Origin of the sequence: Enterococcus sp. AZ071 (assembly GCF_050499065.1) — a bacterium.
GTDB classification, from domain to species: domain Bacteria; phylum Bacillota; class Bacilli; order Lactobacillales; family Enterococcaceae; genus Enterococcus_A; species Enterococcus_A ferrettii.
This window is the reverse complement of record NZ_JBIPAS010000001.1, coordinates 2,987,765-3,004,706: the sequence shown is the minus strand read 5'-3', so window position 1 is coordinate 3,004,706 and position 16,942 is coordinate 2,987,765. Positions and strand designations below refer to the sequence as shown.

General features: G+C 40.8%; 15 protein-coding genes. 2 read left to right on the top strand and 13 right to left on the bottom strand.

Going from position 1 to position 16,942, the window contains the following annotated elements; translation table 11 throughout:
- Window positions 1-21: 21 nt before the first annotated feature.
- The 7 genes from IGI49_RS14805 to IGI49_RS14775 all read right to left on the bottom strand — a co-directional run bounded on the left by IGI49_RS14805 (window position 22) and on the right by IGI49_RS14775 (window position 7,155).
- The gene (locus tag IGI49_RS14805) at window positions 22-537 is read right to left on the bottom strand and encodes a dUTP diphosphatase (protein WP_207701385.1); all 516 of its coding nucleotides are present in this window, start codon (window positions 535-537) and stop codon (window positions 22-24) included.
- Window positions 538-666: 129 nt separating this feature from the next.
- Complete coding sequence (locus IGI49_RS14800; protein WP_429962319.1) at window positions 667-1,605, bottom strand: cation diffusion facilitator family transporter; 939 nt, start codon at window positions 1,603-1,605, stop codon at window positions 667-669.
- Between the two features lie 79 nt (window positions 1,606-1,684).
- Window positions 1,685-2,245: a TetR/AcrR family transcriptional regulator gene (locus IGI49_RS14795; RefSeq protein ID WP_429962318.1), complete on the bottom strand. Its 561-nt coding sequence runs from the start codon at window positions 2,243-2,245 to the stop codon at window positions 1,685-1,687.
- Window positions 2,242-3,138: a phytoene/squalene synthase family protein gene (locus IGI49_RS14790; RefSeq protein WP_429962317.1), complete on the bottom strand. Its 897-nt coding sequence runs from the start codon at window positions 3,136-3,138 to the stop codon at window positions 2,242-2,244. Before IGI49_RS14790 ends, IGI49_RS14795 begins: the two co-directional genes overlap by 4 nt.
- On the bottom strand, window positions 3,128-4,615 hold the full coding sequence (locus IGI49_RS14785; protein ID WP_429962316.1) for a phytoene desaturase family protein: 1,488 nt from the start codon (window positions 4,613-4,615) through the stop codon (window positions 3,128-3,130). The genes IGI49_RS14790 and IGI49_RS14785 overlap by 11 nt, the downstream gene beginning before the upstream one ends.
- A gap of 131 nt (window positions 4,616-4,746) precedes the next feature.
- A complete protein-coding gene (locus tag IGI49_RS14780; RefSeq protein WP_429962315.1) occupies window positions 4,747-5,466 on the bottom strand; it encodes an alpha/beta family hydrolase in 720 nt (239 codons plus the stop codon).
- Window positions 5,467-5,616: 150 nt separating this feature from the next.
- On the bottom strand, window positions 5,617-7,155 hold the full coding sequence (locus IGI49_RS14775) for a hypothetical protein (protein ID WP_429962314.1): 1,539 nt from the start codon (window positions 7,153-7,155) through the stop codon (window positions 5,617-5,619).
- Between the two features lie 223 nt (window positions 7,156-7,378).
- On the opposite strand from IGI49_RS14775, the gene IGI49_RS14770 reads away from it, so the two are divergent.
- Window positions 7,379-8,626: a C39 family peptidase gene (locus IGI49_RS14770; protein WP_429962313.1), complete on the top strand. Its 1,248-nt coding sequence runs from the start codon at window positions 7,379-7,381 to the stop codon at window positions 8,624-8,626.
- A gap of 82 nt (window positions 8,627-8,708) precedes the next feature.
- Here IGI49_RS14770 and IGI49_RS14765 read toward each other — a convergent pair whose 3' ends face one another.
- Window positions 8,709-9,452, bottom strand: coding sequence for a TIGR03915 family putative DNA repair protein (locus tag IGI49_RS14765; protein ID WP_207701378.1), 744 nt, complete (start codon window positions 9,450-9,452; stop codon window positions 8,709-8,711).
- A 4-nt stretch (window positions 9,453-9,456) separates the two neighbouring features.
- Window positions 9,457-10,755, bottom strand: a complete 1,299-nt coding sequence (locus IGI49_RS14760; protein WP_429962312.1) for a putative DNA modification/repair radical SAM protein — start codon at window positions 10,753-10,755, stop codon at window positions 9,457-9,459.
- A 419-nt stretch (window positions 10,756-11,174) separates the two neighbouring features.
- Between IGI49_RS14760 and IGI49_RS14755 the strand changes: the two genes are divergently transcribed.
- Window positions 11,175-12,140: an ABC transporter substrate-binding protein gene (locus IGI49_RS14755; RefSeq protein WP_429962311.1), complete on the top strand. Its 966-nt coding sequence runs from the start codon at window positions 11,175-11,177 to the stop codon at window positions 12,138-12,140.
- A gap of 53 nt (window positions 12,141-12,193) precedes the next feature.
- Here IGI49_RS14755 and IGI49_RS14750 read toward each other — a convergent pair whose 3' ends face one another.
- The 4 genes from IGI49_RS14750 to IGI49_RS14735 form a co-directional block, all read right to left on the bottom strand.
- On the bottom strand, window positions 12,194-12,688 hold the full coding sequence (locus IGI49_RS14750; RefSeq protein WP_207701375.1) for an acyl-CoA thioesterase: 495 nt from the start codon (window positions 12,686-12,688) through the stop codon (window positions 12,194-12,196).
- Window positions 12,689-12,751: 63 nt separating this feature from the next.
- Window positions 12,752-14,335, bottom strand: coding sequence for an oligosaccharide flippase family protein (locus tag IGI49_RS14745; RefSeq protein ID WP_429962310.1), 1,584 nt, complete (start codon window positions 14,333-14,335; stop codon window positions 12,752-12,754).
- Between the two features lie 194 nt (window positions 14,336-14,529).
- Window positions 14,530-15,912, bottom strand: a complete 1,383-nt coding sequence (locus IGI49_RS14740; RefSeq protein ID WP_429962309.1) for a M24 family metallopeptidase — start codon at window positions 15,910-15,912, stop codon at window positions 14,530-14,532.
- 12 nt (window positions 15,913-15,924) lie between these two features.
- A complete protein-coding gene (locus IGI49_RS14735) occupies window positions 15,925-16,680 on the bottom strand; it encodes a DeoR/GlpR family DNA-binding transcription regulator (protein WP_429962308.1) in 756 nt (251 codons plus the stop codon).
- Window positions 16,681-16,942 lie beyond the last annotated feature (262 nt).

Here is a 16,942-nt window from a genome sequence, read left to right as displayed (position 1 = left end):
CTCTTTAATTTTAACATAAAACTATTTTTTTGGATGCTGATCAGAAGAGCCGAATCCGCCTGTTCGTTCATTTACTGCACGGTCATTGTCTGCTTTCAAGAAAGGCAGAAAAATTCCTTGGCCAATTCGTTCACCTTTTTTAATCGTCACATCTGTTAAACCAAAATTCGTAAATTGGAACATAATATGCCCTTCGTTATCTGGGTTATTGTAGTAGTCGCTGTCAATCACGCCTACCCCATTACTTAAACTTAAAAAGCGCTTCAAAGGATTACTCGAGCGATTAGCTAATTGCAGGTATTCGTCCTCTCCCATATACGCCTTAATTCCTGTCGGTACCAGTACTGGCTTAACCAGTTTTTCTTCTGCATCTGCTTTTCCAGTAACCTGAGCCACTAGTTTTTTCCAAAATGTCGGAATAACAATATCTTCAGCCGATTCAAAATCGTAACCAGCCGCATTTTTAGTTGCTCGCTCTGGCAAATTAATACCTTTAGCTTGATAGTTCGTAACTACTTCAAATCCTCTTTTTTTCATAAGACGCTCCTTTAAAAATCATAGTGTTATTCTACCATAGAGAACGTACGTTTATGAAAATGTTTTGCGAAAACTATATGGAAATTTAGTGAATCTTAGGGATTTACTCTCAAGTGAAAAAGAGCAAGTCTATTCGTTCTGCTCTCGTAGGGAATAATTCGGATCAAATTCATCAATTTCAATATAAATATACGCCTTCTTGTCTGGCAACAAACTGCGAATCTGCCGTTCAATTTCATTAATTAATTTGTAACTGATTCCCTCATAATCATCGTTAATATCCATCTTAGCTGCAATCAGTACTTCTTCAGGACTTAAATGGACCGTTTTTACATCAATTAATCGTTTCACTTCAGGGCGCTGGAAGGCCTGTTGGATCTTCGCTAAATCGTTTTGAGAAACACTTTCCCCCACAATTAAACTGTAAAATTCTCGTGCCAAAAAGATTGAAGCAAACATCAATAACAGCCCAATCAATAATCCACTTAAAGCATCAAACATCGGGTTGCCGGTAAAAGTAGTCAGCAGTGTACCAATGATCGCCAAAACCAATCCGATCACAGCACAAAAATCTTCTGTAAAAATAATCAATATTTCACTGTGACGGCTCTCATGCAAAAACCGAAATAACGGTAACTTTTCGGTATTTAACTCATGAATTTCCTTTAAAGCAACACGCAGCGAGCTTCCTTCAACTAAAATACCAAAGACTAAAATGACTAAGACAATCCATGAATTCTCTACTTGATGATTCGGATGGAATAATTTCTCCAAGGCCTCCATTACACCTAATGCGCCCCCGCCAAAAAACAACATAGTAGCTACAATCGTGCTAAAAAAATATTTTGCACGCCCTTCACCAAATTGATGCAGGTCACTTTGCCCACGTTCCGCTCTTTTATCACCAAAAAGCAGCAGAATTTGATTGCTGCAGTCGACTATACTATGAATACTTTCATTCAACATCGCAGCACTGCCGCTGATCGCATAGCCTACAAATTTACTAATAGCCACTAAAATATTCGCAATCAAGGCTGCTAAAATAGCTGTTGGTCGCTGCTTATCCATACTCTCATCTTCCTTCTATTTCAATTCTTGCCCTCAGTATATAACAGAAAGAAGCTGAACCCGCAAATCGGCGCTCAGCTTACTCGTTTACAATTCCGTATAAAAACATATCAATCGCTGCAGGAAAAGAATTTCCCTGCTTATCATATGTATCAGGCTGCAAATAGGCTGCTAACAAAATGAACAACTGCTTCACTGCAAGTTCTACCTGAAGTTCTGGACGTAAGGCAACTCCTTCTTTTTTCAACACTTCAATAAAAGGTGCTTCATAAGAACCCTGCCACAACAGATATAGTTCTTCTGCTGACGCCTGTGATAAAGCATAATGCATGTCGTGCATCATCATGTAAAAGTCGAAGGGATGCCGCTGCCGCAAATAAACCATCATTTCTGTCAGCTTTTCGGTTAACGTCGAATCGTTTTCCTTAGCTAACTCTCGCAGCTGCAAACCAACCTCTTCTGACAAGGAACGCATCACAGCAACATAAATATCTTCCTTCTTTTTAAAATGATAATATAAATTAGGCTGCGTAATTCCCAGTGCGTCAGCAATTTGTCGGGTCGAAGTAGCCTCGTAACCTTGATTCATAAACAGCCGCTCAGCCGTTTCCAAAATTTTTTGGTACATGGTTGGGTTCACGATTTAATCGACTCCTTCTGCCGACTAATTTTTTGCAGTTCTTTGCGAATCGCTTGAAAAATACGCAATTTTCTAGCCTGCTTTACTACATGCCGCTGAGTGAATACTTGGTAGTCGTTTTCCCGAATCACCTGCAGAATTTCACGATAAAAATAACTGGCAGCCAACAGCGGTCCTCGGCAATCTTCATCAATCCAAGGCATCATTGTCAGTCCCTTTTGATAGCTTTCTTCAGCCCGCTTGGCTTCGTATTCCCATAATCTGGCGAACGCCTGCGTTTGACGATGCTCTTTGAGGTCCTCTTGCGTCACGCCATATTCGGCCATTTTATCTTTTGGTAAGTAAATCCGTCCCTCGGCTTCATCCTCGCCAACGTCTCGCAAAATATTGGTAATTTGCATAGCTTCGCCTAATTCCTTGGCCTCTTCAACAATTTTCACCCAATCCTTTGAAAGGATCGGCAATAACATCAGACCTACTGAACCAGCCACATAATAACTGTACTCTTCCAGCTCTTGTTGCGTTTCAGGCTGGGTGAAGTTCACGTCTCTACGTTGCCCTTCCAACATGTCATAAAAAGCCTGTATATCTAACGGATAATGTTCAAATACAACAGCCAATGCCCGCCACATAGGCTCGTCTGGACGCTCCCCTTTTTGAAACGCCCCTAATTGCGCCTTCAATTCAGCCAGCTTTTCTGGATTTTTTTCAACATCAATTGCATCATCTGCCCGTCGGCAAAAAGCATAAATAGCATACACGCTCATAGCTTTTTGCTCCGGCAATTTTGAAAAGGCAGCATAAAAACTTTTTGAGTGATGCTCAATGATACGCTCACAGTAATCAAAATCTGCTTGGTAGCGTAGAAAATCAGCAACCAGTTTATCGGTCATCACGAACCAGCTCCTCTACTGCTAACTTGGCACTCTGCATCACAATTGGTACTCCCGCACCTGGATGGGTACTGCTGCCGCAAAAATATAAACGGTCTGCATAATCAAACTTATTGTGAGGACGATAATAGTTACTCTGTTTTAACGTTGGTTTTAAGCCAAACGTCGCGCCTCGATAGGCATTAAAATTATCGGCGAAATCTCTTGGTGTATACTGCTCCTCAAAGACAATATGCTCATCAATATCTGAAAAGACGGTTTCCTGCTTGATTTTATTTATCACATGATTGCGGTAAATGGTGCTGGATTCCTCACTCCAATCCGAAAACTTAGACAATTCTGGTACTGGAATCAGAACATATAACGCTTCATGACCTTCCCTAGCCATTTCGGGATCTAATAGACTTGGCACGTATAAATAGTAGGAAGGATCCTCTGGCAGAACACCTTGATCAAAGATATCGGTAATATTTTTCTCGAAATCTCTAGCAAAATGGATGGAATGCAGTGCTTCTACATCATATTTTTTATCCAAACCTAGATAAAGCAAGAAGCAGGAACAAGAATATTCCATTTTATCAATTTTTTGATCCGTGTATTTGCCACGGTCTTTTTCATTAGGCAATAAATGCTTCATGGCATAAGGAAAATCAGCACCACAGACAATTGCATCTGCTAAAATCCGTTCTCCATTCACCAGTATGCCTACTGCCTCTTTATTTTCTATTATAATTTCCTGTACTTCCGTGTCACAATAAATCTCTCCACCCAGTTCCTCAAACAACCGTTTCAACCCTTGGGCTAAAGTATACATACCGCCCTTCATAAAATGAATGCCATACAACAGCTCAATCATCGGAATGATGGTATAAAGTGATGGGCCCTGATAAGGTGAAATCCCAATATATAACGTTTGGAAGGCCAGCGATTTGCGCAGTCGATCATCTTTTACAAATTTAGAAATCGAACTATAAGCATCCCCGAAGGTTTTTAATCTTAAACCATTTAAAAGTGATTTAGGATTGTAAAAATCCCAAAACGAACGGAAAGAGCGCATAATAAAGGCATCCTTAGCAATAAGGTAGCGTTTATATATATCCGCTAAAAAGGCAAAATAGCCCTGAGCATCTTCTTCAGAAATCCCTTCAAGCATCTTTGTTAATTCAATTAAGTCAGATGAAAATAATAACGGATCATCATCTGAAAAATACAATTTCAGCATCGGATCAATTTTTTCCATTGGAATATAATCGTCAGGATTTTTGCCGCAAAATTCAAACACTTCTTGATAAATATCTGGCATCATAACAATGGTGGGGCCTACATCAAAGGTAAAACCATCCTTTTTGATCTGATTCATTTTTCCGCCGACTTGGCTATCTTTCTCATAGAGCTGAACAGCATAGCCCATTTTTTGCAATCTTACCGCAGCAGTAAGTCCTGCGACTCCTGCACCTATTACTATTACCTTCTTCATTGTCATTCTCCTCCTTTTATCATTTTATAACTTATCAATTGATAAGTAAAAATATATAACTGAAAAATATGTCCACCAATGGTCTCCAGGAACATAAAAAAGCTGATTACTTAGCATAATCAGCCTTTTATCTAGTCTACTTTTTCTTTGAGCCAACTAATTAATCGTTGGGATACTTGCAGATTTTGGTCATCAATCGTTGCCTTTCCATCACCCTTTTGAGGTCCATAAGAACCAAATCCTGCATGATTGCCTCCGGGAATTTCTTGATAGTCTGCGTTTGCTGGCAATTCCTCTTTCGCCTCTTGATAAGCTTTCTGATTCAATACCTTATCATTTTCCCCAGTCAGAGACAGTACTGGTACCTTAACATCAGCTAAACTTCCTTTTTCATCAGGATAACTAGCTAAGAAAAACACTCCTGCTAAATCCTGTTGGTGCTCGACTGCAAAACGACTAGCCATTACGCCGCCCAAAGAATGTCCCCCAAGTACATATTTGCGATCTGGCTGCTCAGTTAACACCTTATCTCCGCGATTCGGTGCTAATACCGCTAAATCTAACGGCATCTTTACTATGTAAACCGGATAGCCCGCTTGTGCTACTTTTTGAGCCCAAGGACTATAGCTCCCTGGATCAACCAAAGCGCCGGGATAAAAAATAATTATCGGCTTCGTTTCATCCTCTGAGGGAAAATACAACCAGTCACTGTCATCCTCCGCTTGATTCGTTACCTGCTGTGCGCTGCTAGTAGGAGAATACGTTTGTGTTTGCAAATAAACAAACCCACCTGTTAACACGACAACCAGTCCAATGAGCACTATTAGAAGAATCTTTTTCCATTTTTTCACTGCAATCGTTCCTTTCTTTCATTTCCATTCCATAATACCATCGGATGCAGAAAATTTTGCAAAAGTTGCTTTAAGAAACTATCAGGAAACCTCAAAAAGACCAATTGTCATCATTCTCAGACAACAATTGGCCAGCGGTTTCTTCAATTCCTAGCCTTGGCGGAATAAGTAAATCTTTGTCCAAGGAGTCATAGACTTAATGTTGGACATATTATTATGTGGGAATGTGCTATGCCAGATTCTATCATGATTCGGAGTATTTCCCCAGAAAAAGCCAAGATGACAATCATAGTTTGGTTTAGAATAATCTGGTTCAAAATACAAAATATCTCCTTTTTTAGCTAACCCGCTTTGCAGCAATGATCCTACTGAAGTAAATGTTTCGTACTGAACATTTTTAGTCAAGGCATCTCGCCAGTTGTAGCCGTTAGCGACTCCACCCCAAGCATTAGCAACATTGGTAATAGCAGCCAGATTACCACCAGCTCTTTTAATTACACTTGCGATAAAACCGGTACAGTTCATACCAGGTCCATTGCCATTAGGATCACCGTTAGGACTCATAGAAGTACTGGCATTGCCTGTCAAACCCTTGAAAGGGGTATATAAATAATAACGATCATTTTCATGTTTAGCCAATTCACTGACAATTTGGTCACGAGTGAGTCCAAAGAAGCCTGAAGCCCACTGAATAACACTTTCTGGTTGAAAAGGAGTACTATACCAGCCAATTCCTTCATAACGCCAGCCCTGATTTCTTAAATTGTCTCGTTCATTACCGTTTACGGTGTAGTGATGGGCTCCGACGCCCCCATTAGGATTGTATACACGATAAACTGGCATTCCTGAATCTAGTGTGTGCCAACCAATTCCTTCATAACGCCACCCGATTCCTTTAAGCATATTGCGTTCATTGCCGTTCATTGTATAAAAATGTTCACCTGAGTTAGGCTTATACAAGCGATATACTTCAAGCCCGGATAATATCGAGCGCCAACCGATTCCTTCATAGCGCCAGCCTACCCCCTTAAGCATATCCCGCTCGTAACCGTTCATCGTGTAAAAATGTTCGCCTGAATTAGGATTATAAATTCTATACACGGGTACATCTTGTACGACTGCTCGTTGTTCAGCTGCTCTAGCTTTGGTTGGTACTTCTGTTGTTTGAGCAGCTGCTTTCATCTGCTGCGGCACTTTTACTGGTGTCTGAACAGGTTTAACCGGCTCTTGTCTGTTGGCTTCAGGTGCTTTTTCAACTGGTTGATTATTATTTGTTGTGTCCACTTGATTGGTTTGTTCTTCGTTTACAGCGGGTACTTTTTCTTGATTCTCCTCTTGGCTATTTTGATTTGATTGATTTTCCTCAATCGGGGCTCCCGCTTCAGTTGAATCATTTTCCCCTTCATTCAGTGGTGGAGTCGAAGGTTCCACATTTTCAGCAGGTACTTCTGGGGTAATAATTTCTTCTCCCTTTGTATCTGTCTCTTGGTTATTCTCCGCAACACTTGAAGGCGTTTCCATTTCTGCTGAAGGATATACCGGGCTGTTTTCGATAACCGTCGCTTCACTTACAACCTCAGAAGCAAAAACAGTTTCGTTTTCTTGCGTATATAATACTGCGGAAAATAACAATCCTCCTACGATCAGCAAATATTTCTTATTGCCTTTCTTCTGCATTCTAAAATCCATTCCTACACCTCCTAATTTTTCAAAAAAATAATTCTTATCTTGAATAAATTTTAAACTATTTGATTTACTCTTGTCAAAGAATCTTGATCATTTATGATAACATTTTTTTCTATTGGTTTTACAGAGTAATCTATAGCATTTTAAAACTGCTGATGATAAAATAAACAAAGTACTTCTGTTACTTATAATTTATGTTTCAATAGATTACGGAGGAGATCATACGATGAAAAAGAGTGTTTGTTTGTTATTTTGTACTGCTTTTCTTTCTTCAATCTTTTGGGCAGGAACGGAAAGCCTAGCTATTGAAGATTCTTCAACAACTGAATCAACTGTTGCAGAAACCCAAGTTTCCAGCGAATCAGAAACTTCTGAGAACCCCGTTGCCTCTCCAGCACAGGCAGCGCCTTCCGTAGAAGTCAATGCAACTGCTGATCAGTCAACAGATATGGCTGAACCCTCTATGGCAATGACACCTACTACTTTTGCTGCAGCCCAAACGACAACCGGAATTCCCATGTATCGGCTGTATAATCCCAATAGCGGGGAGCATTTCTACACAGCGAATGGGATCGAAAGAGATCAAATAGTCAACGCTGGCTGGTATTATGAAGGAATTGGATGGTCCGCTCCGACTGGCGGCCAACCCGTTTACCGACTTTACAATGCAAATGCAGGAGATCATCATTATACTTTAGATGCGAATGAACGGGATCATCTAAAAGGGGTTGGTTGGCGTTATGAAGGAATCAGCTGGTACTCACCCGCTAGCGGACAGCCTCTTTATCGGCTGTATAATCCTAATGCAAAGGCTGGATCTCACCACTATACCTTGAATGGTGCTGAAAGGGATAATCTGCAGCGAGCTGGATGGCGTTATGAAGGAATCTCATGGTATGCTGTTGGTGGAGCCGTTGGTGTCAGCAACAATGTTCTGCTTAATGCTCCTTATATCAATCAAAATACGGCTGGGATGCCGATGGGTTGTGAAGCAGCCTCCCTGCTGCAAGCCTTACAGCTGAAAGGGTACGCTAAAAATTACAATCTAAAATCCTTCATCAAGGAAATGCCGTTGGCTAGTGACAATAATCCCAATAATGGATTTGCAGGTCAACCAGATAAACTTATGAACAATGTCTATCAATCCATTTACCCAGCACCGCTAACTAACTGGGGCAGCCGTTATGGTAAGGTTGCAAACATCTCAGGTTCTTCTGTTGGAAGCCTTAAGCAAGAGCTGCGTAATGGGAATCCAGTTGTTGTTTACGTAACATTAAATTTTGAGAGCCCTCGCTATGGTAATTATTTCTGGGGAACAGGAATAAATAATGCTCATATCATGACCTTAGACGGATTTAATGAAAGTAATAATACGTACCATGTATCTGATCCTAACGCTGGAAAATATTGGATTTCTGGAGCAAAATTTGAAGCCAGCTATAACTTGAAAAAGTTTGCTGTAGTTGTTCGCTAAGACAACAGCAAAAGACCTCGCTAAATTATCAGCGAGGTCTTTTTTGTTATTTTTAGGGAGAATTCGACCTTGTTTTTGCTTACTAATCAAACTCCACCATATTTCCGCGAAATCTTAATGGTAAATGACCCATTTGAACCTTCGAATTGGTCCGTTCATTAATGGTCACTGCGGATAAAAAAGCCCGCCATTGACTTTGAATCTCTTGTTCTTCCACCGTTTCTTTTATATTTGGACAGTCACTATCTTCAATGAGAGTGACTGCTCCATGATCAATCATTGCCAGTAAACGGTGGGTTTCATCATAGATCATCATTTGTTCGTTAGGGTAACGCTCCGCAAAATGCGGACATAAAAATGGTAATGAATAGTGTTTTGGTGCGATCTTACTAAATAGAATATTGCCGACATATTCAAAACGAACAAAGCCCGTAAATAGATGGACTTCCCCCAATAATGTTTTGATGGCCTTTCGCACAGCCAAAACTGCAGGATGACCTATATAGTTTTCCAACGAATCTTTAGTTCCTAAAGCAATTTCAATAGCATCCAATAAGGAACGCTCCTTGTTGGCTAAAGTAGCATAAAAACCGGTTTGAATAAATTGAAGGTTTTCAGCAGTTAAGCGTTGTTGCAGTCGACGGTAGATTTTTTGAGCCCTGGCTTCGTTAGTCGTTGTCCATTCACCCATGAACAGGCTTTCTGAAGCGGTCTCTGGTGTGAGAATCAAGACTGGAAAGGCTTTACGGGAAAAGGCCTGATCCACTAAGCACAGGAAGCCATAAAAACTGCCATCATACTCCCAGGTTTCTGTTATTTCCTCCATCTACTCACCAACTTTCTTTAGCATGTTCAAAGCGTTCAACGTCGAACAATGATAACTGCTCTGCTTTATTTTGAGTATTTAGCTGCTTCAAAGTCTGATATTGCTTGGAAGAAATCAACGAGGTAATGACCCACTCAGGATCACGAATCAGTCCAGCAGGGGTTTCGTGATTGCAGGCAATAAAATACTGCGCCCTTTTTATAACAATCCCCAGCTTCTTCAAATCACTCAAATGCAGGCGATAATATTTCCGGGCTTTTACGATATTTTGAGCACTCTTAGGACCAATACCAGGTACTCGAAGCAGCATATCATAAGAAGCTGTTTGGACATCTACCGGAAAACGATCATAATTTTGCACAGCCCAATTGGCTTTAGGATCAAGATACAGGTTGAAATTGGGCTTGTCATCCGACAAAATCTCATCTGCTGAGAATCGATAAAAACGCATCAGCCAGTCTGCTTGATATAGGCGATGTTCCCGCAACAACGGTGGCTCGGTCGTAACAGCCGGGAGCAAAGAATCCTGATTTACTGGAATATAAGCAGAGTAATAAACTCGCTTCAGCTCATAACGTTGATACAAATTTTCAGCAATTTTTACAATCGAGCGGTCACTTTCTGGGCTGGCTCCAATAATCATTTGTGTTGACTGACCAGCAGGGACAAAGCTCGGACCTTTTCTAACAGCAGGCAAAAAGGCTTCTTCCTTTTTCTTTGTAGTAATCTGCTTCATAGGTTTGTATAAAGCGTAAGGATCTTTGTCCGGTGCCAGCAGCTTCAAACTTTCTCTAGAAGGTAATTCTACATTAACGCTCATCCGATCCGCTAAAAAGCCCAGCTCTTCAATCAATTTCTCATCAGCACCTGGAATGGCTTTAACATGAATATAGCCGCGAAATCCCTTTTCCTCCCGTAAAATCTTTAAGGTTTTGATCAGCAATTCGCAGGTGTAATCGACATTTTTGATAATAGCTGAACTAAGGAACAATCCCTCGATATAGTTCCGCATATAAAAATCCATCGTCAAATCAGCTACCTCCTGCGGTGTAAAGGTAGCACGTGGAATCGCATTGGATTTCCGATTAATGCAATAATGACAATCAAAAATACAGGCATTCGTAAATAATAATTTTAATAATGAGACACACCGACCATCAGGAGTAAATGAGTGACAAATTCCTGATACAGCTGTACTGCCTACTTTTCCTTCACGAGTATTGTTGGTCACTCCACTGCTGGAACACGACACATCATACTTGGCTGATTCGGCTAGAATTTCAATCTTTCTTGTCAGTTCCATGGAATCCCTCCTAAACTATACGAACGTATGTTCTTATAATAAGCGATGCTTCGTTAGTTGTCAAAAAAAGCAGGTATTTAGCCAAGAAAATAAAAAATATTTAAATTTCTTATTTACATCTCATTTTTCTCAGTGTATACTAATCTTCAATTAGAAGTTGGAGGTCATCCTTATGATGAACAGAAATCACTCACAACTGAATAACAGCTTTTTCTTTAGCTTTTTTAGATAGGTTTGTATTCATCAAGATGGATGCAAACGACCTACGTTTTGTATCTATCTATGATGGCTAAAGAGTTTTGACGTACCACCAGCCACGTAGAAGTAATCGAAGTGGCTGAAGAATTCTATTCTCGTATTCCCATCATCCACTTAGTTTACTGAGTGGATGATTTTTTTATGGAAAAGGGGAAAATAAAATGAAAAAGAATGTATTGTTAGGATTAGGTTTAGTTAGCTTATTGGTATTAGGGGCCTGTGGTAAAGGGGATGCAGCAACAGATGATAACGTGAAAAAGGTTGGCGTTCTGCAAACGGTACAGCATGGTTCTTTTGATGAAGCCTACGAAGGATTCAAAGAGGGCTTAGCAGAAAACGGTTATGTTGAAGGAGAAAATCTGGAAATTTCTTATCAAAATGCTCAAAATAATCAAGACAATCTAAAAAGTATGAGTGAAAAATTAATCAAGGATCAACCGGATTTATTATTAGGGGTCGGTACACCTGCTGGACAATCCATTGCCAACGGAACAACTGATATTCCGGCTCTAGTTACTGCTGTGACTGACTTGAAAGCGGCAAAATTAGTAAAAAGCTATGATAAACCCGGTACAAATATGTCAGGGACAACGAACCTTTCACCAATCAAGAAACAAATTGATTTGCTGTTGTCAGTTGCACCGGATGCTAAAAAAATCGGTTTATTATACAACGCTGGGGAAGTAAACTCACAAATTCAAATTGACGTAGCAACAGAATATTTGGAAGAGCTTGGTTTGGAAATCATGGTTAGAAATGCAACTTCAACCAACGATGTTCAACAAGCAACAACCTCCGTAGCCAGCGAAGTAGATGCAATTTATATTCCAACTGACAGCACCTTTGCCAGTGCAGCAACAGTGGTTGGCGAAGTGGTAAAAGAACATAAAGTTCCTTTAGTCGCAGGTTCAGTCGATCAAGTAAAAGAAGGCGGATTGGTCACTTTAGGCGTGGATTATGTTTCTCTAGGCAAGCAAACTGGGGAAATGGCTGCAAAAATTTTAGATGGTGAAGCAGAACCTCAAACAATGCCTGTGGAAAGCGCGAAGAATTTGGCGTTCTATGTTAATGAAGACATGGCAAAAGCATTAGGCATTGATCCTGCTAGCATCAAAGAACCAAAATAAACAAAAACAGCAGCCTCATTTTGATAATGTTGAGGCTGCTGTTTGCGTTATTTTTACCACGGCAAACGTGTATCCACATGCTGGGTTAATTCCATACTTTCTTGGCGTTTTTCATTACGAACGGCTCGACGTTCTTCATACCCTGCACAAATATACTTTTCCTCCTCAGATTCTGGGGTAATGTCCGGCAAAGTAATCTTTCTATCCAGGCTGGTAAAGGTTAAAAAGCTGGTAGCTGCTAAATAGCGCTGACTTTTTAACAAATCTTCGCCGATCACCTTGACGAACACTTCCATAGACCGCTTGCCAGAGCCGGAAACATAGGCCTCTAAACAAACAGAATGTCCCTCATGCAATGGCAGCAAAAAGTCTAAATGATCCAGTGAAGCCGTAACTAAACTGGTCCTAGCAAAACGTGCTGCTGCAATTCCGGCAGTTTCATCCATCCAATGCATCAGTTGACCGCCGTAGAGAGCTTTGTGCATGTTCATGTGGGGATACATAATCAAATGGGTCTGAACTGACCGTGTTTCTTTACAAGTTGGCATTGCTTCTTCTTCCCTTCTATTTCTTCCCTACCAGTATACAAGAAAGTCAAACAGTGTTGGTAATTAGTGACTTAAAAATCGTTGTTTTACCTTTTGGATTTGTCGGGGCAAGCCCACAAACGTATAAATAATTGTGCCAAGCCCAGCAATAAGGATAGAAATAAGCAAGGCGCCCACTCTCGTTTCTACTATAATAATGTTTTTTAGCTGTAAATAGGCAATCAAGCACAGCACGCTCATTCCGCCAGCTGCTAAGAGCAACTGCTTCAGGTAATTCCTAACATAGTGTAACGGCTGAATTTGGTAGTTTTGACAAATCGTTTGGTAGCATTGCATAGTTATTATTAGAAAAGCAAGCCCTGTTGCTAGATTTAGACCATAGCCTTTAGTCAGCCAAACCAACGGAAATTGCAGGATCAGCTTAATCACTAAAGCTCTCGTTACCAACGTGACCGCTGCACGATGCAACCCCACGGCCTGCATGATTGACAACAAAATTGAACAGATACTCAGAATCGCAGTAGTCGCGATTGCTACTCGCATGTAGCCTGTCGTCGCAGGATCATATCCGAAGAATACCGTATACATCGGTTCTGCCAATATAAGCATTCCCAGCGTAGCCGGTAGTAAAAACGTTAGTGCTAGACGCAACACATCGGCAATTCCTACCAACAAATCGTCTTTTTCTCGCAATTTGGTCAATAAAGGCAGCGAAGTAACCGAAATGGACCCGATAATGGTAATCAGCAGCACCGTTAGCTTGTTAGGATTGGCTGAGGCTTGAGTGAAGAGTACTTCAATCTGAGCCAGGCTTAGTTGATGAGTTATCGTATGCAAAATTCCTTTCAACGTTACCTGATCAATCAACTGGGCCAAGGAAATTGCTGAGCCTACATAAATAAATGGCAGTGATTCACGAATCACAGAAAGGACCATTGGACGCTGTCCCTGTAAAAAGACACTTGGCCGAAAAATAAAGAAACGCAATCGAAAATAGTTTTTGCGTTTTCCAATAAGAATAAGATAAACAATACTCACTAGTCCGCCAACACAAGAGGCCATCGTACTGATCACCACAGCAGAAAAAATGCTGCCCTGCAGAATCATACGGATATAGAATGTTCCCGCTAAAATAACAATTACTCGGATCAGCTGCTCTAAAGCGTGCGATATACTGTAAGGAATCACATCACTGACACCTTGGAAATAACCTCTTAAGGCACTCAGTATGGGAATTATCATTAGCGATGGACACAAACTGCGAATCGCCCAGACAGCTTCCTGCACATCACTAACTGGACTGATGCGGCTCAATAGAGGCGCAAAAATGAACATCATTACCGCCGAAACAATCCCGATTCCTTCCATAATTCCTAAAGAACTCTTGAAGAGCAGCTGAACCTTTGGCGTATCATCCTTTTCCGCCGCGATTTTTTTTGCAATTCCACTAGGAAATCCTGCAGTTCCTAAAGTTAAAAACAAGGCATAGGGCAAATAGGCTACATTGTATAGTGCCTGTGCTTGTTGTCCGGCATCCTGCGAGCCCATCATCATCAACCAAGGGATTAAATAGACAATCCCTAAAATCTTACACAATAAATTAGCCGAAGACAGCCAAAAAGTTCCTGATAGAAGATTCTTTTTCATTTGTTCACCTGTATTTTTCTCAGTATGCTCTCATTATAGCGAAGTTTTTTGACAGCACCTGAGCGGATCAAAACCTTTAATGAATTGTTTACCTTCCAAGTTCATTAAGTTTGGTGATTTGGGCATTCATTCATCGTATGCCAGCACAAAGAAAAGCACTGCCCAGAGCTTTTGCCGGGCAATGCTTCTACCGTTTATTTCACAACTAACGCTTGATCTTTCGCTAAGAAGAAAGGTCGTAAGTAGGCTACCGTGTTGGATAGCGGCAGCACCTCTTCAGATAACGAAATATTCAATTCGCTGCGAAGGTAGTTGCGGCGAGTTTGAATTCGAGCCCATAATTCTGGGTACTGGGTTTTAATTTCCGTCTGCAAGGCTTCATCAGCTAAAGCAACACATTCTTCTGCACTGGTTCCTTGATAACCAGCGATCGAAGGAATAATATCAATCTGGAAAATCATTCCGCTCTTTAAAACTTCATTGGATTCTGGATAAACGGGTGAAGACATCCATTCTTCATCGGCAACTAAATGGCCCGGATTCAGTTCCCAGCCGTAAGTCTCTTTTGGCAGCACTTGTTCGATTACTTGATAAAGTTCGCCACCTGTTCGGCCAACACTGGTTTCTTCCAGCCAAGTTGCCATCGCCTTAAAGTAAGGATAGACTACTTGATCTAAATAGTCAGTCTGATTTTCTGGCAATTGATTCGTCTGTTCAATGACAAAACCAGAACGGCTGGATAAGCCGCCTTTGTAGCCAATCGTCAGTGAAAGCGACTGGCCTGTCTGAACCTCTTTATGGGTAGGATAAAAATTGGCTTTTTCAAAACGGACCCCTGCTGCAGCAATCGTTACTACTGAATTCAACTGACCTTCACCGTTTAAAATTTCGCCTAATTCACTTTCCTTAATGCCCGGTTGCACCGCATTCATCGCTTGCAGCATTCTCGTAGAAGCCAAATTTGCGCCGTATTCATAATGAGCCAGCTCGTTGGGATTATTAACGGTTCGAGCACCATAACTGCCATGAATAAATAGATCGCAGGCATTCCACAATTCAGCAGCCCCAGCTGCTTCCTCTAACGCCTGAATGATGAAATAAGGAACATCCAGCATTCGTTTACCATCGGCCATTTTAGGTGTAAACATTTTCCAGCCGGCTACGCCGATCTTTTTAGCCTCACCAAGTCCTATCTCTGTAAAAATTTCACTTATTGGACGCTCATTGTCCATTGGCTGATTAGGCAATGAAAAATACGGTGTATGATAGAGCTTCGCATCGATACGAGTGTATTTAGACATCTTCAAATTTTCATTTCCTAGAACTAGAGCAGCTTCCCCAGTCTGATGGATGATTAGTAATCCCTCTTCAAAACGAGGATAAAAACCAGTTAAGTATTCAAAGTTTGAGCCATGCTCCTTGTCGGCGTAGACAACCAAATAGTCATATCCAGCAGCCGTCATCTGCTCCAAAATTTTTAATTGGCGCTGCTTCATCGTTTCATCGCTTAAAAATACAGGTGCAACATCTTCATGAATTGTGGGTTGCTTGACAGTAGTTAGTTCGATCGTTTTCATTTAATCTTCTCCTTAAGGAATAATTAGTTCAACATTGTTTTCTGCTAAAGCAGTAATAAATTCAGCTGCAGGCGCTTGATCGGTTACCAAAACATCAATTTCACTTAGTCCACAAATCTTGAACAGTCCCGTGGTTCCAAGTTTGGTGTGATCGGCTAGAGCAATGACCTTTTTACTTTGACGAATCATCTGACGTTTAACCAGTCCTTCTTCCTCCGTATGGATAAACATACCTTCTGAATTGATTGCAAAAACCCCTAACAAAGTATAATCCACCGAGTATTCGCTGATTTTCTGGACCGTTTCTGCTCCGTAAATAAAGAGCTGCTGCTTATGAAGCTTACCGGGCAAAATACTGATTTCATTGTTGTCCAGCTGAGCCAGCAAGGTTGCATGAGTCAAAGAGTTAGTAATTGCTAATAGCCCTTTCCCTTCTAAATAAGGGATTGTCGCCTCAACAGTAGTAGATGAATCCAAAATCAGTGAGGAATTGTTTGCGATTTGCTCAGCTGCCAACCGTCCCATTTGATTTTTAAGCTGCTGATCACGACTGGATCTTTCCTGATAGTCAAAGATCAATGCATCTCGACTAACCAACATGGCGCCACCATGAATTCGCTTGACGATATTTTTTTGTTCTAGCTTAATTAAATCGCGCCGAATGGTATCTTTAGAAACTGCTAGCTCTTCAGCCAAAGCTTCCAGAGATGCACTCTTTTGCTGCTCCAAAATGCTCTTAATTTTACTCAACCGCTCTTCTATCAACATTGTTGTTCTCTCCTTCTTTCCTACCATACCACCTTTTGCATTCTTTTTCAACATAAATATGCAAAATATTGCAAAATAATGCATAGCCTTTTGGTTCTGCTTAACCTTATTTTATTTGACTATCATTAAAAATATGCTATTCTTATTCATAATATTTTAACAAAGGAGTGGATGTGATGCGTATCAATCGGCCAACCCGTTTCTTTCCCATGAACTGTCAGAACATGATGTGTCGATGCGCATCGTGTTCTTTGGCGTACGT